The sequence below is a fragment of the Larkinella knui genome, assembly GCF_003858645.1.
Taxonomy (GTDB): Bacteria; Bacteroidota; Bacteroidia; order Cytophagales; family Spirosomataceae; genus Larkinella; species Larkinella knui.
In genome coordinates this window covers 477,022-500,979 of the sequence record NZ_RQJP01000005.1, presented here as the reverse complement: position 1 = coordinate 500,979, position 23,958 = coordinate 477,022, and the positions used below count along the sequence as shown (strand labels likewise).

Below are 23,958 nucleotides of genomic sequence, written 5' to 3'. Positions count from 1 at the left end.
CTCATCGTTCATCATTCAAAAACATGCTCCTTCCGCTTCTTCGCCTAACCCGCCCGGCCAACCTCATCACGTCCATTGCCGACGTAATGGCGGGAATGGCCATCGCCGGTTATTACCTGATTCCTGATGCTGATCCGGCACCGGTGGGCTGGCTTTGTCTGTCGACGGTCGGGTTGTATGGTGGTGGCGTGGTTTTCAACGACGTTTTTGATGCCGAACTGGACGCCGTCGAGCGGCCGGAACGACCCATTCCGAGCGGGCAGGTGAGTCTGGCAACAGCAACCTTACTGGCCAGTTTTTTATTGCTAATCGGCATGGCCGCGGCCTGGATGGTGAACCCGACGGCGGGATGGCTGGCGGTCGCCATTAGCGTTGCCTCGCTGGTTTACGATAAATTCGGGAAACACAATGCCATCATCGGTCCTCTGAATATGGGCTTGTGCCGGGGGCTGAATCTAATTCTGGGCATCAGTGTTTTGCCCGATCAGGTTCCTTTGTGGGCATCGCTGGGCGTCATTCCCATTGTCTACATTGCTGCTATTACGATGATCAGCCGGGGGGAAGTTCACGGCGGAAAACCGATGGTGCTGCGGGTTGCGGGTTTGTTATACGGACTCGTGATTGGCTGCATCGGTGCCATTGCCCAGCAGCAACACCAGTTAGGAACGGCCATTCCGTTCCTTTTACTCTTTGGCTTCTTTATTTTTCCGCCCCTTTGGCAAGCCATCCGGGAGCCAACCGGCCGAAACATCGGCATGGCGGTAAAATCGGGCGTATTATCGTTGATTGTGATGAATGCCGCCTGGGTAGCCGCTTTCGCTTCTTTTCCGCTGGCCATGCTCGTCGTTTGTCTGCTGCCCCTGTCGCGATTGCTGGCCAAAGTATTTGCGGTGACGTAACCGAACGGTTCCGGCCAAACTCTTGTTTTAAAAGACAAACCGGTGGTTTGTTTGTTTTACGTATTTATTTATTCTATTAACTCATTGTCCTAAGGAATGAATACCCTTCACCAGTCATTCAACGTTCACTTCACCTACGACGTATTCTTTTCCGACCGTCTGTTCGACCCTACCAATTCAACGTTAGTTGATTTCCTGAAAAACCGGCATTCGGAAGGATTTCGCAAAAAATTACTATTCATTCTGGATGAAGGGGTTACTACTAGCCATCCCGATTTATTAGAACAGATCAAAGCGTATTTTGCTCCGGTTTCCAGTGTTGATATGGTTCCTGATTTGATCGTGATTCCCGGTGGCGAAGGGTCTAAAAACGATCCGGCGCTGGTCGATCAACTCATCGACGCCATCGACCGCTACGGCATCGACCGCCATTCATACGTGGTGGCCATTGGTGGTGGTTCGGTCCTGGATCTGGTGGGCTATGTGGCCGCCATTTCGCACCGCGGCATCCGGCACATTCGGATTCCAACCACGGTTTTGTCGCAAAATGATTCGGGAATCGGCGTTAAAAACGGCGTCAATTACCGGGGAAAGAAAAACTTTCTCGGCTCGTTTGCGCCCCCCACCGCGGTTTTCAACGATTCGGAGTTTCTCAAAACACTCGACGACCGCGACTGGCGGGCCGGTATTTCCGAAGCCATCAAAGTGGCCCTCATTAAAGACCAACCCTTTTTTGAGTGGCTGGAAACCAACGCCGAAAAACTGGCCGCCCGCGATCTGGACGCCATGCAGTACCTGATTCACCGCTGCGCCGAGTTGCACCTGAACCACATTGCCAGTGGCGACCCGTTCGAAATGGGCTCGTCGCGACCACTGGATTTTGGCCACTGGAGCGCCCACAAGCTCGAACAACTCACTGATTTTGAGATTCGTCACGGCGAAGCCGTAGCCATCGGCATTGCCCTCGACAGTCTCTATTCCCAACGGCTGGGCTGGCTCAGCGAAGCCGATACTAACCGCATTCTGAATCTGGAACGAACCCTCGGTTTTTCGCTGTTTCATCCGGCGCTGGATGGCGATGGCGTGTTGAAAGGACTCAATGAGTTCCGTGAACATCTGGGTGGTCAACTGACCATCATGTTGCTGAAAGCCATCGGAAAGGGTGTGGAAGTACACGAAATGGACACGGAGCTGATTCGCGAAGTGATTGGAATCCTAAAAGAGAACGAAATACAGCCCGCATGAAAACCCCGCTGGGACATCTCGGTTATTGCACGAATATTCATGCCGGTGAACATTGGGCGGAGCACTTCATTGCGCTGCAACAGGCCATTCCCAGCATCAAACAAAAGCTTTCGCCCGATGCGCCCTTTGGTATCGGACTGCGGCTTTCCAACATTGCCAGCCTGGAGCTGGTCCAGCCGGAGCGCCTGCGGGAATTTCAGAACTGGCTGACGGAAAACGACTGCTACGTTTTTACAATGAACGGTTTTCCGTTTGGCGGTTTTCACCGGACACGCGTCAAAGGCCAGGTTCACGCCCCCGACTGGCGAACGCCCGAGCGCGTCGAGTATACCATCCGGTTGTTCCGGTTGCTGACGGCATTGCTGCCGATCAGTATGGCAGGCGGAATCACCGAAGCCGGTATTTCTACCTCACCCCTTTCCTACCGGTACTGGTTTCAGTGGAGCAACCGGGACGAACGCGATCTGGCTTTTGAAGCGACGACCCAGCGCCTGATGACTGTGGTGGAAGATCTCGTTCGGATCAAGCAGGAAGAAGGCATCAGCCTGCACCTCGACATTGAACCCGAACCCGACGGATTGCTGGAAACCGGCGACGAGTTTATCGAATGGTTCAACCTCTATTTGTTGCCCATCGGCCTGGAGCGGCTCAACGACGAGTTTGGGATGTCGGCGGGTGAAGCCGAAGCGGCTTTGCGCGAACACGTGCAGTTGTGCTACGATGTTTGCCATTTTGCGGTGGGTTACGAACGCCCGGAGGAAGTGCTGAAAAAACTGAAAGACAACGACTTGAAAGTCGGCAAAATTCAGATCAGCGCGGCTTTGAAGGCCACTTTTCCGGTGGAAGAAAACAGCCGGGCTGCGGTTCTGGACCAATTCCGGCAGTTCAACGAGCCGACGTATTTGCATCAGGTAGTGGCGCGGGATGTGAACGGTGAATTGCTCCGGTTTCCGGATTTGCCGGAGGCTCTGCTGGCATTTGATAAAAATCACGTCGAATGGCGGTCGCATTTTCACGTTCCGCTTTTCGTGGCCGACTACGGTCTGCTGCAATCGACGCAGGAAGACATTACGGAAGTGCTTCGTTTACAGAAAGAAAGTCCGTTTACGGAGCAACTGGAAGTCGAAACCTACACGTGGGAAGTGCTGCCCGAAGATCTGAAAATGCGACTCAATGATTCGATCGGGCGGGAATTAGATTGGGTCTTGAACGAAATTAATACCATCGGCTAATGGAACGAGACAAACACCTGACAGGTTTTCAAAATCTGTCAGGTGTCTGTCCTTTCATTAGCCGATAGCCCTCAATATATATGAAAAAAACCGTAGTAATCGACGTTGTGGGCTTATCAGCCTCCCTGATTGGTGAGCATACGCCCTTTCTGAAACAATGGGTAACGGGCAAGCAGCTTTCCAGCATCGAGCCGATGTTGCCCGCCGTCACAACTTCGGTTCAGTCGACGTATGTGACGGGAAAATGGCCAACCGAAACCGGTATTGTCGGCAACGGCTGGTACGACCGTACGGAATGCGAAGTCAAATTCTGGAAGCAGTCGAACAAACTGGTGGGTGGCGAAAAAATCTGGGAACGCGCCCGGCAACTCGATCCGTCGTTCACGGTTTCCAAGATGTTCTGGTGGTACAACATGTATTCCTCCGCCGACTTTTCGGTTACACCCCGCCCCCAATACCACGCCGACGGGGTGAAAGCGCCCGATTGTTACAGCCATCCCTCCGATCTGCGCGACCGGCTTCAGGAAGCACTCGGCACCTTTCCGCTGTTCAGTTTCTGGGGACCCAACGCCAACATCAAATCGACCCGCTGGATTGCCGACGCGTCGTTATTGGTCGACCGCTGGCACAACCCGACGCTGACGCTGATTTATTTGCCGCACCTGGATTACTGTCTGCAAAAATTCGGACCCGATTTCAGTAAGATTTCGAACGAACTGCACGAAATTGACGACGTATGCAAGGATTTAATTCAGCATTATGAACGGCAAAACGCCGAAATTATCATTCTGTCGGAATACGGAATCACGAACGTCAGCCAGCCCATTCACCTGAACCGCCTGTTCCGGGAAGCCGGTCTGATCAACGTTCGGGTCGAACAAGGGCTGGAATTGCTCGATGCGGGCGCGTCACGGGCTTTTGCGGTGGCTGACCATCAGATTGCCCACATCTACATCAACGACCCGGCCTGTGCCGCTCAGGTGCGCTCCATTCTCGAAAAAACGCCGGGGGTTGAACTGATTCTGGACGAAGCCGGGAAGAAAAAACACCACATCGACCACGACCGGGCGGGTGATCTGGTGGTAATGGCCGACGCCAAAAGCTGGTTTACCTATTATTACTGGACCGACGACGCGAAAGCGCCGGATTATGCCCGACTGGTCGATATTCACCGGAAACCGGGTTACGATCCGGTCGAAATGTTTATGGACCCGGCCAATTCGCTGATCAAACTAAAAGCCGGTTATAAACTGATTCGTAAAAAACTCGGCTTCCGGTATTTAATGAACGTCATTCCGCTGGACGCTACCCTGATCAAGGGTTCGCACGGCCGTGTGGGTACCAGCCCCGCCGATCACCCGGTTTTTGTGTCCTCAAGCCCGGGGTTGTCGAACGAAAAACCGCTGGCCGCTATTGAGGTCTACAACAAAATATGGGAAGCACTGACCGCTGACGTTCTTCAGAAGACTCCCTGATACTGACTACCTTAGCCTGCCAAAAAGCCGGATGTTTGTGAACATTCGGCTTTTTTTGTATCCCGTTCAGTAATAGAATCCCATCAAAATCCGGGCGATTGAGTTGTTATTGAATAGACAAAAGAGAGTAGACAAGAGACATGAGTAAAAGGTACAAGCAGCGGGTTGTTTTTTATCCTTCGTCTTACTTTTCTTGTCTATTCTAGCTTTCTGATTTACTCAACGACCGGAAAAACCGTATGGAAACTAAAATTCCGCCCCAGCATCAGGATGTGCAGCCTGGTCTGGAAAGCGAACTTGACCCGCAACCGAAAGTGATTCGGTATGCCTATGTCGGGTCTGGCAAATTGAAAGGAAAAGTGGCTTTGATTACCGGCGGAGACAGTGGCATTGGCCGGGCGGTAGCCGTGCATTTTGCCCGCGAAGGTGCCGATGTAGCGATTGCCTACACCCACCGCGAAGAAGGTGACGCCCGGAAAACCAGAGAGCTGGTGATCGCCGAAGGCCAGCAATGCCTGCTCCTGCCCGGCGACCTGCGCGACCCGGCCTATTGCGAAAGACTGGTGGAAGATACCGTCCGGCGGTTTGGCAAACTGAACATTCTGGTCAATAATGCCGGCTTGCAACTCCAGCACAAGCGGTTTGAAGACATGACCGACGACGATCTGGTGAACACCTTCGAAATCAACATCTATTCGTTTTTTCGGGTCACGCGGGCGGCTTTGAAACACCTGCACGAAGGCGACAGCATTATCAATACCACATCCGTGACAGCTTTTCAGGGCCGGGCCGATTTGCCGGAATATTCGGCCACCAAAGGGGCCATCATGAGCTTCACCCGCGCGTTGTCGTCCAATCTGGCCAAGAAGAAAATTCGCGTAAATGGCGTAGCCCCCGGCCCCATCTGGACACCCCTGAACCCGGCTTCCGTCGGTGCCAAAGAAGTGGCCCAGTTTGGGCAGGATGTTCCGATGAAGCGCCCCGGTCAGCCCAGCGAAGTGGCTCCGGCGTACGTCTATCTGGCCTCCAACGATGCCAGTTACGTTACCGGCCAAACCATCCACCCCAACGGCGGAACGATTGTAAATACCTGATCCAACCTTTCTACAGCGATGAATTTAGAACTTGAAACCCCGCCCCAGCACCAGAATCAGCAACCGGGTCTGGAACTAGAAATGCATCCACAGCCGATTTACATGCGGGATGATTACGTCGGCAGTGGCAAGTTGCAGGATAAAATAGCCCTGATTACGGGCGGAGACAGCGGCATTGGCCGGGCCGTTGCCGTCCATTTTGCCCGCGAAGGCGCCGACCTCGCCATCGTCCATCATCCCCGCGAAATCGAAGACGCGCAAAAGACCAAATCGCTGATTGAAGCCGAAGGACAACGCTGTTTGTTACTCGCCGGAGACCTGCGAAATCCGTCATTTATCAGACAAGTAGTCGACCACGTGGTCAGTGAATACCATCACATTAACATCCTGGTCAACAATGCCGCCAACCACGTTGAACAACAAGAGTTTACCGACATTTCGGATCAGCAGTTAATCGAAACGTTCGAGCTTAATATCCTGGCTATTTTCCGGCTTACCAAACTGGCACTGGCCCATATGAGTGCCTACGATTGCATCATCAACACGACCTCGGTCGTTTCCTACCGGGGCAGCAAGGCCCTGGTCGATTATGCCTCCACAAAAGGGGCCGTAACGGCTTTTACGCGCTCTTTGTCGCAACATTTGGTGGAACGCAACATCCGGGTCAATGCGGTAGCGCCCGGCCCGATCTGGACACCCCTGATCGTATCGACCAAAACGGAAGAAGAAGTGGCCGAATTCGGCAAGGAAACGCCCCTGGAGCGCGTCGGACAACCGGCAGAAGTGGCTCCGGCCTTTGTTTTTCTGGCTTCCGAAGATGCCTCTTACATCACGGGCCAGGTCATGCACGTGAACGGTGGCGAAGTGGTCAATTCCTGAAACAGACCCAATAAGCAGACGAAAACCGGTGAAAGGCGGCCGTTTTTCAAACGGTATAATTAGACAATAGAAAGAATCTTTCTATCACCCCGGATGGAGGTTGGTACGATAAGTGTTGGTTCTGAACGGTAAGGTAGCATTCGTATAAATCTGGACAATATACTAAGTTGGATATTTCGATCAGCCTATTGACTCTGTCAAATGGTTTTCCAAACTTAGATAGTCCGTGGGTTCTTTGTTTAACTTTAAAACCATGTGACACGTATGAGAATTCAAATTCATTGCGTCCATTTTACGGCAGACCAAAAGTTGCTGGACTTCATTCAGAAGAAGCTTGACAAATTAGAAACCTTTAACGACCGGATTATCAGCGGTGAGGTTTATTTGAGGTTAGAGGGGAGCGACACCAGCAAAGTCAAACAGAAAGTTTTCGAAGTTAAACTGTTTTTGCCGGGTGATTCCATTTTCGCCCGCCAGCAAGGCACCACGTTTGAAGAAGCTACCGACGTGGTGGTCGATATGCTCAAGAATAAGTTGAAACGTCATAAAGATAAACAGCGAAATATCTCCGCACAGCAAATCAATGAGTCGACGGATTTGGTTGAAGCGGACACGGTAAACGAAGACATCGAATATTAACCGACCTGTTTTCCAACAAAAAAAGCCGCCCTAAAAAGGCGGCTTTTTTTGTACCTACGGGCGGCCCGTGGGTACTATAATCCAAATGCTTCTTTGATCTTATCGACGTAGTCAAGTTTCTCCCACGTAAACAGCTCAACTTCAACCTCTTTCGTGGTACCATTCATACCAAATACTTTCTTCACAATCTGGTTCTGACGGCCCATGTGACCATATGCAGCGGTTTCGGAATAAATCGGATTCCGCAGTTTCAGGCGTTGTTCGATGGCGTACGGACGCATGTCGAATAGCTCCTCGATTTTGGTCGCAATCTCACCGTCGGTCATGTCTACTTTCGCCGAATTATACGTATTAACGTATAAACCGCACGGTTTGGCCACGCCGATGGCATAGGAAACCTGAACCAGAATCTGATCGCACAGACCGGCTGCCACCAGGTTTTTGGCAATGTGACGCGTTGCGTAAGCCGCCGAACGGTCTACTTTCGAAGGGTCTTTGCCCGAGAAGGCCCCCCCACCGTGAGCGCCTTTGCCGCCGTAGGTATCGACAATAATTTTACGACCCGTCAAGCCCGTATCACCGTGTGGTCCGCCAATGACAAACTTGCCCGTTGGGTTGATGTAATACGTAATGTTATCGGTAAACAACGCTTGCAGCTCCGGTTTGAGTTTGGCTTTTACGCGGGGAATAACAATGTTGATCACATCTTCCCGAATCCGCTCGAGCATGACCGCATCCGTGTCAAAATCATCGTGTTGCGTTGAAACAACGATCGTATCGATCCGGATGGGCTTGTCATCATCGCTGTATTCAATCGTCACCTGCGACTTGGCATCCGGCCGGAGGTACGTTAAAATATTCTTATCGTGATTGCGGATGTAGGACATTTCCTGGAGAATCTTGTGGGCCAGATCCAGCGGCAACGGCATGAAATTATCCGTTTCGTTGGTCGCATACCCAAACATCATTCCCTGGTCACCCGCGCCCTGATCTTCCGGATTGGTGCGTTCAACGCCCTGATTGATGTCGGCCGACTGGTCGTGAATGGCGGATAAAATGCCGCACGAATCGGCTTCAAACATGTATTCACTTTTGGTATAACCAATACGCCTGATAACCTCCCGGGCGATTTTCTGAACATCGAGGTACGTATTTGTTTTTACCTCCCCTGCCAATACCACCTGTCCGGTTGTAACCAGTGTTTCGCAGGCGACTTTGCTGGATGGATCGTATGCCAGAAAATGATCGATCAATGCATCGGAAATCTGATCCGCGACTTTGTCGGGATGGCCTTCAGAGACTGACTCCGAGGTAAATAGATAGGGCATTGTACGTAAGATTTAAGACTAAAAACAGCCGCAAAGCTACTGGAATTTTACGACAGGTCAAATGCTAAATTTAGGTTCGATCCAAAGCGCGGTCAAACTGCTGAGGAAGAGCAGAATCCAGATCCAGTCGGGCAATTTAACGGAGCGTTGGTTTTGAATACCGGCCTGCGTTTCTACCTCCCCGGATGAGCGGAATCGCAAATAATCACTCACCAGCCGATTCCCGAAAACCGCATTCTTATCGGGTTCGTCAACATAAACCGCCAGCGAATCCTGAAAAGGCAGCCAGCCCGTGCGGCCGAATACATACCGGGTTTGGGCAGACCAGGCATTGATGGGGGAATAATCGAGCCTGGCCGTATCGTTTCCGATCCGGATTTCGGCGGGTTTTCGGGATACATTATTGAAGTGAATGACGGATCGAATGCCCTTAAAAACGGGTGACTCCAGCTGAACATTGTCTTTTAACGCAGGTTGCAGTGGCGTCAGAATCGACGTCCAGATCCGGTCATACGTCACGCTGTCGCCACTCAGTTTCAATGGAAACGTTTCACTCACCAGACTGACCCCGATTTTGGCGGTCGTTTTCTGAATAGCCACCGGATAACCGGCCACGGGAAGCTGATTCAGGGCAACGGTTAACCGATACGGCAAAGCCTGAATTCCGTTTCCAATCGACACCGTCGTTTCGTTGGCGATTTTCTTTACGTTCCAGTCGGTACCCAACGCTTCGTTAATGGTTTTAAGATCGGCTTCGGCGTCCGACAGGTTCATAAACAGCACCGGTTTTCCCTGAATCACGGCTTTTTTGACAACAGGATTCGTCGCATTGGCCGGATCGGTAATAATCACATCGGCATCAGCGGCCCGGTTGATGTTCAGCCGATTGCTCCTGTTTTTCGAAATGGTGGAAGTAAGCTGAACGGAATACCCTTTTCTGCCCAGCCAGTCGGCCAGCGTTTTGCTTTCAAAATCCGGACTATCGAGAATAAACTGATACGCAAAGTCCGGGGCCTTTCGGGAAAAATAATGAAGTGTATCCAGCGGTTTCTGGTCCAGCACCAACTCGATTTCGGTGCGTCCTTGTGAAAAGGCAGGAAACTGAAATTTAAAATCCGCAGGGCCGGCTTTTAGTAGCAAACTATCGAGAATCTGCTTTCCAAAACGGAGCTTAAGCATCTGTTGCTGCGATGAGTAAAGAGTGCCGCTCACCACCTGCATTTCACCTTTTCGAAGAAAGGCTTTCCAGCGAATCAGCTGCAACTGATCGGGTTGATAATACGGAATCCATTGCACAGTTTGTCGGCTCAACTGACCCAGTATTTCCGGAGAAAAAGCGCTTCCAATCAACGTTACGGTATCGATGGAACCATCAGTAAGTTGCGAGCGGAAGGCCGAAGTTGCGACGGTATTGGTCCGAATGATTTCCCGGTTTCCCAGACTATCTTTCAGATGGTTGATATACGCAGCCGGCACCGTATTGTCGGCAAGTAAAACCAGCTTTGAGCCAACCGGTTTTCGCCATTCGAGTTGCAGAAAGTAGCCCGCTAAAACACTCCAGAACAAGAAATTTAAAACCGCCCGAACCCATTTCCGTCGAGCTGAAAGTGATTTATTTCTGATGATCAGCGCCAGTTGCAGGAGCAGCAATACCGCTAAAAGTAACAGGAGAACCCAGTTAATGGTATCAGCGGGATTAAAGGCACTTATAACCTGATCAACTACTTTCATTTCAAATGACGCCAAAACGATTGTTCCAGTTTACGTTCGCTGGAATACGATCCCATTTCTGACTGTTTTCTGCTTCTGGATGAAATTCCGGCCATGGAATATAATTTCGTTTTTAGTGCAGTTTTTTCTGCATTAGATAGCATTTTACCGCGTTCTAATTTCTGTAAACTACTGACAATCGGCCAATCCGATAAACGACTGTTCATGACCTGATTCATCAGAAAAGCACTCAATTGCTGTACGGTTCTTTTCTGGTTTTGACTTAAATTTTTCAGTTCCAGATACCCCAACACTTCGCCAGCCAGTCGTTCCAGTTGTGCTGGATTATACTGCCGTTCCTGCGTAAAATTGGCATTGACATTTTTCAATTCACCGGTCAGTCGGGTTTCCTTTTCTTTGATCGGCGGTGGATCGTAGCCACTTTTCTTCACAAACGTCCGGGCTTTATGCTGGGCCGCTTTCAGATAAATCAGAGCTTTATTTTCAAAAGGCAGCGCTTTTTCCGGTTCGTATAAACGCAGGTGTAATTCGGATTGCCACATTTGTTCGAGCGCCATTTTCAACAAACTACGGGTCGATTGTTCGTAAAATGTGTTGGCTTCTCCGTTATCGTGCGAGTGAATATATTGTTCCATCAAAGCCGCCACTGGGTCATCGCTTTCTGATTTTCCGGCTTCGTGTTCATGATCGTGCTGATCGGGAGCGGGCAACTCTTTCTTCTGCTGTTCTTCGGCCTTTTCCCCTACTTTGAAAGCAAACGGCTTTGGCGCATTTTTCTCTTCGTCCGTGTCGTGTTTATGGATGAATCCTTCCAGCACATTTCCCTCAGCAGCCAGATCATGCCCACCAATCGAATTCTCAAATTCTTCTCCCAAATACTGCCCATACCGCAACCGAAGCACTTTTTGATCAAAACCAATTTCATTGGACGTACGCTTAAAATCCTTGGCCGCCCGTTTTTTCCGTTGGGAAATCAGCTTTTCGGTATCGATAATAATCTGCCGCTGGCTGCGAAAATACTCCGGCATAATGTTCACGGCCATCGTAGCCAGTTCCGCTTCTTCCACGTTGGCCGTGTCTTTATACACCACAAAATAGGTGTCCGATTTGGCGAAATTTGCTTCCGGTTTTTTGTTATCAAGGGCCGCCCAATAGTAATAAAGTTCATCCCCCGGCGCAAAATTGAGTGCTTTAAGGTCAATGATTTTCGTTAGCCTGGCCTCTTTAAAATTAGTTTGCGGCAACGGAAATTTAACTTCCCGGAACTTAACACTTTCGCCGGAACCCCGCGCCAACGTGGCCACAATAAAAGCCTGCCGTACGTTAAAATCGTCCGAAATCCGGGCTGAAACGTGCAGATTTTTATCATCTTTCAGAAAATGAAATTGGTATAATTCTTTGGAATCGGGTTGAATTTTTGGAGCCAGATCGGGTTGTGCTTCCAGTCGGTAATAGTCAGTTTGGTAAATGAGGGAATCTTTGCCAGTCGGTTTTTTCCAATAAGCTTTGATCGCATAAAGGCCCGAATTAATCAATTGATCCTGGTACTCAAATCCGCTTGCTGTTTTTTTAAACGTCAGTTCTTCACCCCGGCTGTTGACTAACCGAACCGAAACAGCCTCATGCTGAGTAAATTTTAATCGCCAGGTTAGCAACGAACCCGTGATCGCTGCTGCGTTCAAATCCGTTGATTCTTTTCCAGGAAAACTTGTATAACCCGGCGGTTTAATTTGTAAAACCGCCGATTGAAAAGCAGGAACAACCGGCCTGGTATCTTTGGCAATGGCAGGAATATAGGTTGCCAATTGGTTGTGAACCGGCTGATTCGACGGCAACAGTAGAGAACCATAATAAACGGTTAGTGAAATCAAAACCAGTAAACCGTATAAGGCAGTTTTTGAAAATAGTACTAAGAATAAGTGACTAACCGGAATTTTAATCGCCCGAATTTGCTCATTCAACCGTGCCAGTTGGAGTTGTTCGGCTATGTTCAATTCTTCTTTATCCAGCAGCGGCAAGCTGTATTCAACATCACCAAATGTTTTATGAATAATGGCTATCGCCTGTTGTTTTTTGCTCCGAAAAAGACCGGTAAACCAGACACCAAATCCAAACCCAAAAATGCCAATACCGCTTGCTATTTCAACGGGAAAACCGGCAATCCGGGCAACATAGCCAGCCGCAATTGCCAGCAAAATACTCTTCAGCAACGCATTCGCAATGAGCTGATAGGTAATGGCCGACAAGGTACGTTTCAGTTCATTCATGCGTTCTGTTTCAAAGCCATCCAACGCTCAACGCCTACCAAACAAATGAACACGAATAAAATCCAGTTGCGGACACGTTCCGGTTGCTTTTTTTCCGACTGGGCAGTGGGAATAAACAAGGTGTTTAACTGTTGCCTGCTCAATGGAAATGCGCTCGGTTTAAGCTTAAAATGCCGGATTAGACATTCGCCCAGCCATTCCGGAAGCTGCCCGGTTCTTACCAGTTCGGCGGTTTGTGGCGTCAGTTTTTCTTCCGAATAAATCACATTGGCGCTGGTCGGCGTTTTGAGTTTTCCCGAAACCAGGTAAAGCGTTTTAGGTACCGGATTAACCACCTCCTGATCGGTTAAAATCCAGTCGTATCCGGTTTGCGGATTCCTTTTTATATCGACCCGGATGCCCAGCGAGTACACTTCCGACAGCGCATTCAACGCTGCCACAATGGTTTGTTGTTCGGTTTTATTTTTGAAATTTACCAAAGCCGTTAACGGCCCGGCATGCTCCGGAGTAGGTTGAAAACGGAGCGTCGGGTTTAAAACCGCGCCGTTTGTCAACTGATTTGACGGATTGACAAACAGCTTTTTGTTGGCCGGTAATTCCAGATAAGTACGGACGGGTTGGCGACCAGAATCAACGATCGCATGAAGTTTATAAGAAGCCGGAACCCGAATAAACGGCGCGTCCGCCAATTGGTGGTTATTGCGTAAGTACAGATGTAATTCCGAATTATTTTTCTGCAACACATTGATCGACGACTGTAACAGGTTCGCCGTAAAAGTCCGCTGATCAGGCAATTGCTCCGGATCGTTTAGCCGTTCCGTGGCTGCAGTACTCCAATAAATGGCTTCTCCTTTTTTGATGGCATCTTCGAGTTCAAACCGAAAATTATCGACCACCGATTTGTCCGGTTGCACGAGATGAATTTTCTGACTACCTGCCGGTTTTCCAAACCCGTTGAACGTCGGCTGACTCACTAAAACTGCCAGTAAAACCACGATAAAACACCGTAGAATCAGCAACAACAAATTGTCCAGTTTAACGCCCCGCTGCGGTTGCTGGTTCTTTTCCTGAAGCCAGCGGGTAGCCGCCCAGGCCAGAGTTTTGCCCCTTTTCTGGTGCCAGAAATGGATAATGACCGGGATTATCACGGCCCCAATTCCCCATAAAAATAACGGCTGGATAAATTGCATTAAATTCTCCTCCTGGTCAGAAAATCGGTTAACGCCCCGGCAATGGGATCACTCAGTTTTACGCGAATAAGATGAACGTGTGGCAGCAACAATTCTTCTGCCATTTTTTTGAAATAAACCGAAACCGCCTGCTGAAATGACTCTTTGATTGCCTCCGCCTGCACTTCAATTTCCCGGTCGGTTTCCAGATCTTTAAACCGGTAAAAACCGCTCAGGTTAAAATCCGTTTCCTGCTCCCCGAGCAGTTGAAATATAACAATTTCCCGGCGCGGACTAGCCACACTTTTAATCAGTTTCAACCATTCGTTATCCACTTGCAGAAAGTCAGAAACCATCACCAACAGCTCCTTTTGTTTCTGCTGGAATTCCGGAAACCGTGCCTGTTGTGGCAGCCATTGCCCGGAAGCCGTAGCGTTTTGTAAAGCAAATAAAATCCGTTGAAACGCTTGCTTCCCAGTCGGTACCAACGTTTGCAAAGCCCCATTTTGCAACCCGTATAAACTCATCTGGTCGCTTTGCCGATAGCCCAGATAGGCCAGTGAAGCCATCAGGATTTTGGCATACTCCAGGCGGCTAACGCCCTGCTCACTGTAATTCATCGACCCGGATAAATCCAGTAAAAAGCGGATTTGCAGGTTGCTTTCCGTCGCTGATTCCCGCACGAGATGCTTGTCGGTTCGGGCAAAAAGTTTCCAGTCGATGCGCCGGGGATCGTCGCCGGGCTCATAGTGGCGGTATTGTTCAAACTCCGTCCCCGACCCCGAGCGTTTGCTGGCGTGAATGCCCAACAGCAATTCGTCGCTGACGAGTTTGCCGGCGAGTTGCAGGTTGTTGAGTTTGATGAGATCGGTCGCTAGCATGATTTGGAGTTGTTTCGCGGAGTTGAGCGGAGGAAAAAGGAGTTAAACAGAGTTTTTTAGACTATCTCCGCTTAACTCATTTTCCTGCGCTCAACTCCGCGAAACAGCTCTTTACTTTAATAACTCGTTTATCACCTGATCCGTCGTAATATTCTCAGCCTCAGCCCGGAAATTGAGGGCGATGCGGTGGCGCAGGATCGGGTAGGCCAGCGTTTGAATGTCCTCCGGAATCACTGAAAACCGCTCGTTCAGAACCGCCCGCGCTTTGGAACACAGCACCAGCGCCTGCCCCGCGCGCGGCCCCGCGCCCCAGTCGCACCACTGTTTGACAAACGCCGATGAACTGCTCTCGGGGCGCGTCGACCGGACGAGTTTATTGATAAAATCGATTAACTCATCACTGATGTGAACCTGCCGCGTAAGATACTGTAAGTCAACGATCTCCTGATCCGTCAGGATGGTTTTCAATTCCGGACGAGCGGTTCCGGTGGTGCTTTTCAGCACGTTCAATTCTTCCAGTTCAGACGGATAACTGAGCTTGATGTACAGCAAAAACCGGTCTAGCTGGGCTTCGGGAAGCGGATAGGTTCCGGCCTGTTCGATCGGGTTCTGGGTGGCAATAATCAAAAAAGGCCGGGGCAATTCGTAATCCGTTCCGCCGTAGGTCACCTTGCCTTCCTGCATGGCTTCCAGCAAAGCCGCCTGCGTTTTGGGCGGTGTCCGGTTGATTTCGTCGGCCAGCACCACATGGGCGAAGATCGGCCCCCGGTTGAATTTGAAAAATTTCTTACCGGTATTGTGGTCTTCTTCCAGAATTTCCGTTCCGATAATATCGCCCGGCATCAGATCCGGCGTAAACTGAATCCGTTTAAAATTCATCTCCAGCGCTTCCGCCATTGTTTTCACCATCAGCGTTTTAGCCAGTCCCGGCACGCCTTCCAGCAAACAATGGCCACCCGCCAGCAGGGCAATCAGGATTTCATCAATAGCTTCCTGCTGTCCGACAATCACCTTCCCGATTTCTTTCTTCAGGCGCGGAAGCTTGGCGACTACGGTTTTGTAATGGGTCAGTTCCTTGGTTTCCACTGGTTATGCGGTTAATGCGTACGTAACAATGTTGACGCCAAATTTGGTATTATCCTCGGCCAGAAAACGTTTGTTGCGGAAGTCGTAATCCCACTCGCACCCGTAATCCTTGTTGCTATACAAAACGCCAATGCGTCCGTCGATCAGCACGGCTTTGAGGTAATCGTGCACCAGGTCATCGCCCCAGCCGTTCAGTTCGAACGTCGTGGTGGGCGGGCCTTCCTCAAATTTGAAAAAGCAGGTATAAATCGGGTGGGAATTGGGAATTTTCTGCAAGGCTTTCGGACCAAACGTACGGGTCATTTCCTGCTCGAATGATTTAGCAAAAAGGCCGTCGATGTCGTGGTTGCAGTCGTCGACAAACACAAAACCGCCGTTCTGGACATAGCGTTTGAAATGGTCGCGTTCCTGGGTCGAAAACTCCACCAGTTTGTGGCCACTGAGGTAGCAGAACGGGCTTTTGAAAATTTCGTTACCCGTTAATTGAACCACTTTTTCTTTTTCATCCACGGGAATGGTGGTATACTCGACCAGCGAATGCAGCAGGTTAGACGGCATTCGCTGGTCCGTATCCCAGTCGCCGGAGGTATACTGGATGCGGGTGAAAAAGAAGGGTTTCAAGTTGATGAAATGTAGTCTTATTGAATGGCATTCAGGACTTAAAGCTCCGCGATGACGACAACCTCGATTTCCTGAACACCCTTTAATTTTTTATCATTTGTTAGAAATTGATCACAATGGCTCTCAATTGCAGTTGAAATTTGTAAGGAATCCATTGCCTTTAAAAACGCATAGGTAGCCCGTAGTTTTGAAGCCATTTTGGCTATTGGCAAAGTTATCTCCACTAATCTGAAGTCAAGTTCTTTTAAAACGGCGTCGAAATCATTGATTAAATCAAACCGGCCTAGTTGTTCAGGTTTGACACAAAATTCACTAACCGTAAGAACACTGGTTTCAAATTCAGCATTGTTTTCAACGGCATGAAGCAGAAAATCAGCCACTTTCTGATAAAATTCAGGGTGATTTTCCAATAAATAAATCAGCGGAGCCGTATCAACAAATAGTTTAGAACCGGTCATTTTCCCGCAGTTGATTTACATACTCCTGAGCATCCTGAGACCACACCTTTTCACCTTTACCACGAACTTTCGCTAATGTATTCTTGATCCGGTCAATACGGTTTAGACGTTTCATAAGTTCATGATAAACCATCTCTAACTCTTCCGAATTCAGCGTGTTTATTTCCTGAATAATTACTTCAGCTCTGCTCATGGCCATGTTCCTTTTTTAACTAACAAACTGAGCCTTATTCCGTTTCTAACAGCCCTTATTTATTTCGAGAGAAAGGTTGTATCGCGCACGGGGCCGCCCTTTAGGTTGAGCGAAGAAAAAGGGGGTTAAGCGGAGATTTATTTACTATCCTTCGCTTAACTCTTTTTTCCTCCGCTTACCTCCGCGAAATAGCTCTTTCTCTAAACCGCGTCCGACAGCGAACTGAACGTAAACTCCCGGATTTTCATCGGCGGAATCAGGTAATTCGCGGTCGATTCCGTACTGACCACGCGCTCCGGTTTGCCCAGGGCTTCGAGGTTATTCAGCATAATAACCGGACTTTCGTTAAACCGGAAGTTCTTGACCGGGTGCTTGATCTTCCCGTTTTCGATGTAAAACGTCCCATCGCGCGTCAGGCCCGTCAGCAGCAACGTCTGCGGGTCGACCGAGCGGATGTACCAGAGTTTGGTCACCAGAATACCGCGCTGGGTGCTTTTGATCATGTCTTCCAGTGAAGCCGTGCCGCCCGCCATAATCACATTCGCCGGTGGAGGAACCGCTTTCACGCCCTTCTTCTGCGCCCAGAACCGGGAATAGGCCATGTTTTTCACGACACCTTTTTCAATCCAGTTGATTTTCTCCTGCGCCCGGCCGTCGCCCGACCACGGAGCCGCCGGCAATTCAGGATTGGTGGGGTCGGAATAAATCGTAACCCGCTCATCCACAATCTTCTCGCCGACCTTGGTTTTGCCGCCGGGTTTGCTCAGAAACGACCGGCCTTCGTCGGCGCTGCGGGCATCCAGATTGGAAAAAATACTTTCGAGTAAGACCACAGCCGCCGTCGGTTCCAGAATGACCGTGTATTTCCCCGGTTCCAGCGCCCGCGCGCCTACCGAACCCAGGCATTTCTGAACGGCAATTTTGGTCGCCGAAACCGTATCCAGTTTGGAAAAATCACTGTAGCCGCGCGTCACATACCCCGAACCCGTTCCGTCGTCGGTCCGAACCGTCAGCGAGAAATTCACGTTTGTGCTCGGGTAATACGCAAACAGCCCTTTGGAGTTCATCATGGCCGAATAGCCCCGAAAATCTTCGAGAAAACCGGCAGCCGCCAGCTTTTGCTTGCTCGATTCCTGCAAACTTTTCGCAACAGCTTCCGCCCGAATGGCGGGCGTGATTTTGGCTGTCGAGTCGAAATAACCGACGGATTTCAGGTACTGTTGCGGTTCCAGAACGCTCACATACTCCGGGTTTTCGGGGGCCAGTTGCGCCAGTTCTTCGGCCCGGCGAACCACTTTTTCCAACGACGCATCGTTCAATTCATCGATGGCGGCAACCCCGGATTTTTTTCCAAACGACGATCGCACCTGTACCGTCTGCGTACTCATCGCACCACTCGTTGAGACTTCGTTTCGGGCATACCGGATGTTTCCCCGCTCCCCGCCAACGAGGTTCACCTCGCACTCGTCCGCTTTCGAATAACTCAATACCTTCTGAAGCAGTGACTTCGCTTCAGCTTCGGTTAGTAAAGCCATATTTTTATCGTTTATGGTTCTCAGTTTACGGTTTTCGGTGGCTGACGCATTCCTGGCTAACGCATTAAAATCGTGCGTCAGCCAACCGTAAACCAAAAACCGTAACCTGTAAACTAGATTTTTCTTGCTGTATTGATCACATTGACGCCATTGAAACGGGTGGTGGAACTGCCGTGCGACACTGCGCTGACCTGCATCGGCTGGCCTTTCCCGTCGAAAAACGAGCCGCCCAGGCGGTAATCCCGGTCGTCGCAAATCTGAACGCAGGAGTTCCAGAATTCCTGGGTGTTCGACTGATAGGCCACATCTTTCAACATGCCCGCAATCTGTCCGTCCTTAATTTCGTAGAACAGCTGACCGCCAAACTGGAAGTTATACCGCTGTTGATCAATCGAAAACGAGCCGTCGCCGATGATATAAATGCCTTTTTTGACGTCTTTGATCATCTGTTCCACCGACAATGGTGTTTTGCCAGCCGCCAGCGACACGTTCGCCATCCGCTGAAACTGTACCGAGCTCCAGCTATCCGCGTAGCAGCAACCCTGCGATTCGTTCTCGCCAATGATGTGAACCTGGTCCCGAATAGCCTGGTAATTCACCAGCGTACCGTCTTTCACGAGGTCCCACTGTTTACAGGCCACGCCTTCGTCGTCCCAGCCCACGGCGCCGAGCGAACCGACCTGTGTTTTGTCGGCAAACAGGTTGACCTGCTTGCTGCCGTAGTTGAAGTTTTTGGATTTCCACTTATCGAGGGTGGCAAAGGACGTTCCGGCAAAATTGGCTTCGTAGCCCAGCACGCGATCCAGTTCCAGCGGGTGACCCACCGATTCGTGAATCGTTAACCAGAGGTGCGAAGGATCCAGCACCAGATCGTATTTTCCGGCTTCGACCGACTTGGCCGTCAGCTTTTGTTTGGCGTGTTTGGCGGCCGCCGTTACGTCTTCCAGCATGTCGTACCCCTTGTTGTAACGGGTCGTAATGCCGGTTATTTTATCACTCGGATTAACTTGTAAATAATCGTAGCCCATGCCCATCGGCGCACTCAGTTCACTCCGGGTCTCAAACTTTCCGGTTTTGGGATCAATGGCCGTCACCGTAAACGTGGGCCACATCCGGTGAATATCCTGATCGATGTACGAACCGTCCGACGAAGCAAAATACTTCTGCTCATTGACCATGAACAACACCGAATTGACGTAATTGGCCCCGTTTTTCAGGGCCGCATCGTTGACCGTCAGCAGCAAATCCACCTTTTCCTTGATGGGAACTTCGAAGGCGTTCTTCCGGATGGGCGCTTTCCAGCTTACTTCGCCGAAGCCTTTTTGCGGGGCCAGTTGCACGGGCTGTTTCAACAACCGGGCGTTGGCTTTGGCGATGGCCACGGCTTCTTCGGCGGCTTTGGCGGTTTGGTCTTCATTCTTGGCGTCGACCACAGCCGCAAATCCCCAGCAGCCATCGACAATCACGCGCACGCCCACGCCGTAGGATTCGGTGTTGACAATGTTCTGCACCTTGTCTTCGCGCGTAATCACAAATTGCCGCAAATACCGGCCGATCCGGACATCGGTATAACTGGCCCCTTTGGATTTGGCCGCATTCAGGGCGGCATCCGCCAGGCGTTTTTTAACGGCCACATCCACGCCCGGTTCCAGTAAGGCTTCCGGCGCGACCGATCGGCCAAAAACCGCACGGTCGGCCAACAGAAAGGCCCCGGTGCTTAACCCGGCTACTTGAAGAAAATCTCGACGGTTCAAAATTGGTTAATGATAAAGTGATACGGTAAAGCTATTTAAATTTTCGTCTTGATAGGGATGGGAACACGGATTTGGCGGATTAGACGGATTTTCGCAGATTAAAATCAGTTTTGATCCGTTCAATCCGCCGAATCCGTGTTCCCATCCAAAAGCGATGGTCTAATTTTAACGAAATCCGGTAGGCTTTCTGTGGTTTTTGACCGGAAAAATGCGAAATAAGCCGTCTTAAACAATCCCTCATTCTGAAGGATATTTTATCGATCACACCGCATCCGACAGCGAGCTGAACGTAAAATCCCGGATTTTCATCGGCGGAATCAGAACGCCACCGGCACGGACGGGTTTGCCCAGGGCCTCGACGTTGTTCAGCATAATGACCGGGCTTTCGTTGAACCGGAAGTTTTTGACCGGGTATTTGATCTGACCATTTTCAATCAAAAACGTCCCGTCGCGGGTCAAACCGGTATACAACAGCGTTTGCGGATCGACGGCGCGGATGTACCAGAACCGCGTTACCAGAATTCCTTTTTGGGTACTTTTAATTAAATCCAGCAGCGACTGATTCCCGCCCTGCATGATGAATCCACCGGAAGGCGGTACGGCTTTTACGTTATTTTTCTGTGCCCAATACCGCGAATAGCTCATGTTTTTGATGATACCGTTTTCGACCCAGAGCGTTTTTTCCTGCGGACGTCCGTCCACGCCACCGCCCCCAAACCGGCCTCCGCCCCCGCCCGTGAACGGAGAACCCGGTATTTCAACGTTGGCCGGATCGGAATAAATGGTGATCCGCTCGTCGAAGAATTTCTCGCCGAGCCGGGTTCCGCCCCCCTTCCGGCTCAGAAAACTCCGGCCTTCTTCGGCATTCCGCGCATCTAAGCTGTTCATCATCAAACCGATGAGATCGCTGGCCGCCGTTGGTTCCAGAATCACCGTGTATTTCCCCGGTTCCAGGGCTTTCGCATTCGTGGAAGCCAGCGCCTTGTTCATGGCCACTTCGGTGGCTTCTTTGGTACTCAATTTCGACACATCGTTAAAATCGCGGGAGGCATACCCCGAACCGGTTCCGTCGGCGGTGCGGGTGGTCACCGAAAAATCGACCGATGTGACCGGGTTGTACCCGAATAATCCTTTGTTGTTGGCAATGGCCGAAAAACCGGCGCGATCTTCCATGTAACCGGCAGCCGTCAGATTCTTTTTGCTGCACGGATCGATGCTGTCGAAAGCCGCCTGGGCGCGAAATTCCGGATTGATCTTCGCCGTACTTTCGGCGTAGGCACCGGTTTCGATGTATTTCTGTGGCCCCAGCATGGGTACGTATTCCGGATTTTCGGGCGCCAGCCGGGCGGTTTCCTCCGCCCTTCGGACGGTTTTTTCCAGCGACTGATCGTCAAATTCGTTGATGGTGGCCGAACCGACTTTCTTGCCAAATACGGCGGTAACGGCCAGTGACAGGTTATCGGTTTCGCCACTGGTCGAGACGTTGTTCCGGGCGTACCGAATGTTGCCGGTTCGGTTGCCATTCAGCGTTACGCTCATTTCATCGGCTTTGGAATAGCCCAAAACCTTATCCAGTAGTTTCTTTGCTTCGTCTTTCGTTAGGATAGCCATGACTCCGTTTGTTGGTTTTGGGTTTACGGTATTCGGTTTACGGTGGCTGACGCGCGCGTCCAACACTTGCGTCAGCCACCGTAAACCGAATACCGTAAACCGACTCTTATATCTTCCGACCGGTATTGATGACGTTCACGCCGTTGAAACGCGTTGTGGGGCAGCCGTGCGAGACGGCGCTGACCTGCGAAGGCTGGCCTTTCCCGTCAAAAAAGGAACCGAATGTCCGGTAATCGTCTTTGTCGCACAACTGGGCGCACGAATTCCAGAACTCCTGCGTGTTCGACTGGTAGGCGACATCATCCAGCATTCCGACGATCTGCCCGTTCTTGATTTCGTAAAACAACTGGCCGCCAAACTGGAAGTTATACCGCTGTTGATCAATGGAATACGAACCTCGCCCCATGATATAAATGCCTTTATCCACGCCTTTGATCATGTCGGACACCGAGCGTTTTTCGGTGCCGGGCTTCAGCGAAACATTCGGCATCCGCTGAAACTGGATCGAATCCCAGTTGTCGGCATAACTGCAACCGTTCGATTCGGTACCACCCAGAATTTTCACCTGATCGCGGGTTGCCTGATAATTCACCAGAATACCGTCTTTGATCAAATCCCATTCTTTCCCCGGCACCCCTTCGTCGTCGTAGGCCACCGTCCCCAGCGTCAGCGGCTGCGTTTTGTCGGCCACGATGTTGACCAGTTTGCTGCCGTAATTGAAGTTTTTCGATTTCCACTTGTCGAGCGTCGCAAAGGAAGTGCCAGCGTAATTGGCTTCGTAGCCCAGCACGCGATCCAGTTCTGTCGCGTGGCCGACCGATTCGTGGATGGTCAAACCAAGGTGGTTGGGGTCCAGCACGAGGTCGTATTTTCCGGATTGAATCGACTTGGCCGCGAGTTTCTCCTTCGCCTGCCGGGCGGCCACCGTCGCATCTTCCACCATGTCGTAGGAATTGCGGTAGCTGATTAGGCCGTTCGGGCCAGGAATTTTGTCGCTCGCCAAACCGTCCAGGTATTCGTAGCCCATGCCCATCGGCGAGCTGAGTGCATCCCGGGTTTTGAACTTACCGGCCTGACGATCAACGGCCGTAACGGTAAAGGTCGGCCAGATTCGGTGGATGTCCTGATCGATGTAGGAACCATCCGTCGAGGCAAAATATTTTTGTTCGTTGATAAAAAACAGGTTGGAAGTCACGAAACCGGCACCGTTTTTCATCGCCGAATCGTTCACTTTCATTAGCAGATCGATCTTTTCCTGAACCGGAACTTCGAAGGCGTTTTTTTTCAGGGGCGTTTGCCAGCTCACGTCGCCCACGCCCTTCTGCGGAGCCAGGTCGACGGGTTCTTTCTGGATTTTGGAATTGGCTTTGGCGATGGCGACGGCGGTTTCGGCGCATTTGGCAATGGCCTCGGGCCGAACGTCGCTGGTGGCCGAAAAGCCCCAGGTGCCGTTGGCAATCACCCGGATCCCAATCCCATACGATTCGGCATTGGTGATGTTTTGCACCTTCATTTCCCGCGTGAAGATAAACTGCTGCAAATACCGCCCGATCCGAACATCCGCGTAGGTAGCGCCTTTGCTTTTGGCCGCATTCAGCGCTACATCGGCCAGTTTTTTCTTTAAAGCAGCATCGGCGCGGGGTTCAAGCAGGTGATGCACCGAAACCGCGTTGCCCAGCACGGGAATCGAGCTACCCATCAGAGCGCTCATTCCCAAACCGGAGAGCTGGATAAAATCCCTTCTTCTCATTTCTTGTTGATGGAGTTATGGATAGTAAAGATTCGGAATAGCGCGAATTTGAAACCAACTTTCCGCAGAAAATAGAAAATCAGCCACTAAGCCGTGCGAAACTAACCTACG

Annotated in this window: 20 protein-coding genes; 7 read left to right on the top strand and 13 right to left on the bottom strand. The window is 50.7% G+C overall.

The genetic code is table 11. From position 1 onward, the window contains the following. Positions 1-23: 23 nt before the first annotated feature. From eboC to hpf, 7 genes are all read left to right on the top strand, one after another. Complete coding sequence (gene eboC, locus EHT87_RS24340) at positions 24-899, top strand: UbiA-like protein EboC (RefSeq protein WP_124909273.1); 876 nt, start codon at positions 24-26, stop codon at positions 897-899. Positions 900-995: 96 nt separating this feature from the next. Further along, positions 996-2,144 carry a 3-dehydroquinate synthase gene (locus EHT87_RS24335; protein ID WP_124909272.1) on the top strand — a complete coding sequence of 383 codons (1,149 nt, stop codon included), beginning with the start codon at positions 996-998 and terminating at the stop codon, positions 2,142-2,144. Next, positions 2,141-3,376 carry a metabolite traffic protein EboE gene (gene eboE, locus EHT87_RS24330; RefSeq protein ID WP_124909271.1) on the top strand — a complete coding sequence of 412 codons (1,236 nt, stop codon included), beginning with the start codon at positions 2,141-2,143 and terminating at the stop codon, positions 3,374-3,376. The genes EHT87_RS24335 and eboE overlap by 4 nt, the downstream gene beginning before the upstream one ends. 80 nt (positions 3,377-3,456) lie before the next feature. Beyond that, the gene (locus tag EHT87_RS24325) at positions 3,457-4,851 is read left to right on the top strand and encodes an alkaline phosphatase family protein (RefSeq protein ID WP_124909270.1); all 1,395 of its coding nucleotides are present in this window, start codon (positions 3,457-3,459) and stop codon (positions 4,849-4,851) included. A gap of 239 nt (positions 4,852-5,090) precedes the next feature. Next, positions 5,091-5,945, top strand: a complete 855-nt coding sequence (locus EHT87_RS24320; RefSeq protein ID WP_124909269.1) for an SDR family oxidoreductase — start codon at positions 5,091-5,093, stop codon at positions 5,943-5,945. Between the two features lie 18 nt (positions 5,946-5,963). Next, positions 5,964-6,824, top strand: a complete 861-nt coding sequence (locus tag EHT87_RS24315; RefSeq protein ID WP_124909268.1) for an SDR family oxidoreductase — start codon at positions 5,964-5,966, stop codon at positions 6,822-6,824. Between the two features lie 264 nt (positions 6,825-7,088). After that, complete coding sequence (gene hpf, locus EHT87_RS24310; RefSeq protein ID WP_124909267.1) at positions 7,089-7,463, top strand: ribosome hibernation-promoting factor, HPF/YfiA family; 375 nt, start codon at positions 7,089-7,091, stop codon at positions 7,461-7,463. 74 nt (positions 7,464-7,537) lie between these two features. On the opposite strand, the gene metK is transcribed toward hpf, so the two are convergent. From metK to EHT87_RS24245, 13 genes are all read right to left on the bottom strand, one after another. Then, positions 7,538-8,791, bottom strand: coding sequence for a methionine adenosyltransferase (gene metK / locus EHT87_RS24305; RefSeq protein ID WP_124909266.1), 1,254 nt, complete (start codon positions 8,789-8,791; stop codon positions 7,538-7,540). A 57-nt stretch (positions 8,792-8,848) separates the two neighbouring features. Further along, entirely contained in the window at positions 8,849-10,522 is a 1,674-nt protein-coding gene (locus tag EHT87_RS24300; RefSeq protein WP_124909265.1) for a hypothetical protein, read from the bottom strand. After that, entirely contained in the window at positions 10,519-12,789 is a 2,271-nt protein-coding gene (locus EHT87_RS24295; protein ID WP_124909264.1) for a hypothetical protein, read from the bottom strand. Before EHT87_RS24295 ends, EHT87_RS24300 begins: the two co-directional genes overlap by 4 nt. Next, positions 12,786-13,979, bottom strand: a complete 1,194-nt coding sequence (locus EHT87_RS24290; protein ID WP_124909263.1) for a BatA domain-containing protein — start codon at positions 13,977-13,979, stop codon at positions 12,786-12,788. The genes EHT87_RS24295 and EHT87_RS24290 overlap by 4 nt, the downstream gene beginning before the upstream one ends. Beyond that, positions 13,979-14,839 carry a DUF58 domain-containing protein gene (locus EHT87_RS24285; protein WP_124909262.1) on the bottom strand — a complete coding sequence of 287 codons (861 nt, stop codon included), beginning with the start codon at positions 14,837-14,839 and terminating at the stop codon, positions 13,979-13,981. The genes EHT87_RS24290 and EHT87_RS24285 overlap by 1 nt, the downstream gene beginning before the upstream one ends. Before the next feature lie 111 nt (positions 14,840-14,950). After that, positions 14,951-15,925 (bottom strand): AAA family ATPase, encoded by a 975-nt coding sequence (locus EHT87_RS24280; protein WP_124909261.1) that lies wholly within the window; start codon positions 15,923-15,925, stop codon positions 14,951-14,953. 3 nt (positions 15,926-15,928) lie between these two features. Continuing rightward, positions 15,929-16,546, bottom strand: a complete 618-nt coding sequence (locus EHT87_RS24275; RefSeq protein WP_124909260.1) for a DUF4159 domain-containing protein — start codon at positions 16,544-16,546, stop codon at positions 15,929-15,931. A gap of 38 nt (positions 16,547-16,584) precedes the next feature. Further along, positions 16,585-17,004, bottom strand: a complete 420-nt coding sequence (locus EHT87_RS24270; protein ID WP_124909259.1) for a type II toxin-antitoxin system VapC family toxin — start codon at positions 17,002-17,004, stop codon at positions 16,585-16,587. Continuing rightward, positions 16,991-17,197 (bottom strand): hypothetical protein, encoded by a 207-nt coding sequence (locus EHT87_RS24265; RefSeq protein WP_124909258.1) that lies wholly within the window; start codon positions 17,195-17,197, stop codon positions 16,991-16,993. The genes EHT87_RS24270 and EHT87_RS24265 overlap by 14 nt, the downstream gene beginning before the upstream one ends. Before the next feature lie 200 nt (positions 17,198-17,397). Beyond that, positions 17,398-18,732, bottom strand: a complete 1,335-nt coding sequence (locus tag EHT87_RS24260) for a TldD/PmbA family protein (protein ID WP_124909257.1) — start codon at positions 18,730-18,732, stop codon at positions 17,398-17,400. Positions 18,733-18,845: 113 nt separating this feature from the next. Then, a complete protein-coding gene (locus EHT87_RS24255) occupies positions 18,846-20,486 on the bottom strand; it encodes a TldD/PmbA family protein (RefSeq protein ID WP_124909256.1) in 1,641 nt (546 codons plus the stop codon). Positions 20,487-20,747: 261 nt separating this feature from the next. After that, positions 20,748-22,097, bottom strand: coding sequence for a TldD/PmbA family protein (locus tag EHT87_RS24250; RefSeq protein WP_124909255.1), 1,350 nt, complete (start codon positions 22,095-22,097; stop codon positions 20,748-20,750). A 106-nt stretch (positions 22,098-22,203) separates the two neighbouring features. After that, positions 22,204-23,847 carry a TldD/PmbA family protein gene (locus tag EHT87_RS24245; RefSeq protein ID WP_124909254.1) on the bottom strand — a complete coding sequence of 548 codons (1,644 nt, stop codon included), beginning with the start codon at positions 23,845-23,847 and terminating at the stop codon, positions 22,204-22,206. Between the last annotated feature and the right edge of the window lie 111 nt (positions 23,848-23,958).